This window comes from Mesorhizobium sp. ArgA1 (assembly GCF_053714375.1).
This window is the reverse complement of record NZ_JBSKBQ010000094.1, coordinates 1-1,339: the sequence shown is the minus strand read 5'-3', so window position 1 is coordinate 1,339 and position 1,339 is coordinate 1. Positions and strand designations below refer to the sequence as shown.

2 pseudogenes are annotated in these 1,339 nt (G+C 54.0%); both read right to left on the bottom strand.

From position 1 onward, the window contains the following. Nucleotides 1-799, bottom strand: a pseudogene (locus ACWGTI_RS32450) (GMC family oxidoreductase); the annotation flags it as partial. A 117-nt stretch (nt 800-916) separates the two neighbouring features. Beyond that, nucleotides 917-997 (bottom strand): annotated as a pseudogene (locus tag ACWGTI_RS32445) (NAD(P)-binding protein); the annotation flags it as partial. Nucleotides 998-1,339 lie beyond the last annotated feature (342 nt).

The following is a 1,339-nucleotide window of genomic DNA, read 5'->3' as shown; positions in this document are numbered from 1 at the left end:
TGTCGCTGGCCTGAGCGTAGTTCGCCTCGTATATCAGTCCGGCAATTCCGCAGGGAGAATCGACGGTTTCATAGAAATCATCGGTGTAAACGGTTGCATGGGGCCCCTTGTGTGTCGCACTGAAATGTGGGGTTGCGCCCCACTTCTCACTATAACCAACGGAATAGCCACTCACCTTGAACGACAAGCCGCGCCCTACTAGGTCGGCCTCGTTGCCTATTCCATTCGGCGCCTTCAGGCTTTGCGATCTCAAGAGGAGAGCGGCTGATTGAACGGCATTAGTGCAGATAAACAGTCGATCAAAGGGGATACGAAGATTTTCGGCAGAGAAAGGAACATAACATTCCAGCGCCGATCCCCGGCTAGCCGACGACAGTTCCACCAGATACACAAAACAGCCGTACAACGTGGTTATGTTTCCTAGAAGATCTGTGTCATCCAGAACTCTTCGAGAACGGACGGAAGCCCTGGCGTTCGTCGGGCAGCTTCTTTCGTCACAGGGGGAACACGCCAAGCATCCATTCACCGCCTCCGGGTGATCAATTGCTAGCGGGATTCTCTTAGGATGTATATTCAGCGATGTCATCGCATCGAAAATACAACCACCCCGTGGACTTTCCGGGAAGGCGCAAATTCCATTGCTTCCGCTTACTCGAAGCAGGCTCTCCACGTATCGGTAGCTCTCATCCAGTTCCTCAACTTCTATTGGCCAATCCATGTTCATGTCAGAGGACAGATATTTTGACGGCTTAAGGTCTATGTCCCGGTACCGGAAAGTTATCGCATCGTAGAACGCCATTCCGCCGCCGACGCAACATGCCGTCCACGGATTTGCGTCCAGACTTCCGCTCGGAGAGAACCCTCTACTGTAAGGCGCCTGGTGCTCAAAATAGGTTGACCCCGGACTCACGACGCTGCCGAATTCGAGAACCAGGACGCAGAGTCCCCTTTCGGCCAGTGTTCTCGCTGTGATTGCACCTGAAGGCCCAGAGCCCACAACGACCGCGTCATATTTCGCAAAATTGGGTGAAGCTGCAGTGATGTGCTGCAATGCGCTCAAGTGTCCCTCCTCGGGCCGGTCGACAATGCGGCCACGATGAAACTGGAAAATGGCTCTTGGCCTGTGAACGAACTGGGCGAGAGCCGGTCAGCTTGCGTGCAGCTTATCCGTGCCTGCTGGCTCCCTGCTCGCGACGAACATTCATAGCGGCGGAGCGAGCGGTGTCACACGTCAGATTTGACGGGTTGAAGGACTCAATTCAACCAATTGGGAGCAAACCGCAATTGCGACGGCGTGAGTTTTGTTGGTAGCTAGTAGCTTTTCACAAGCGCATCTTAT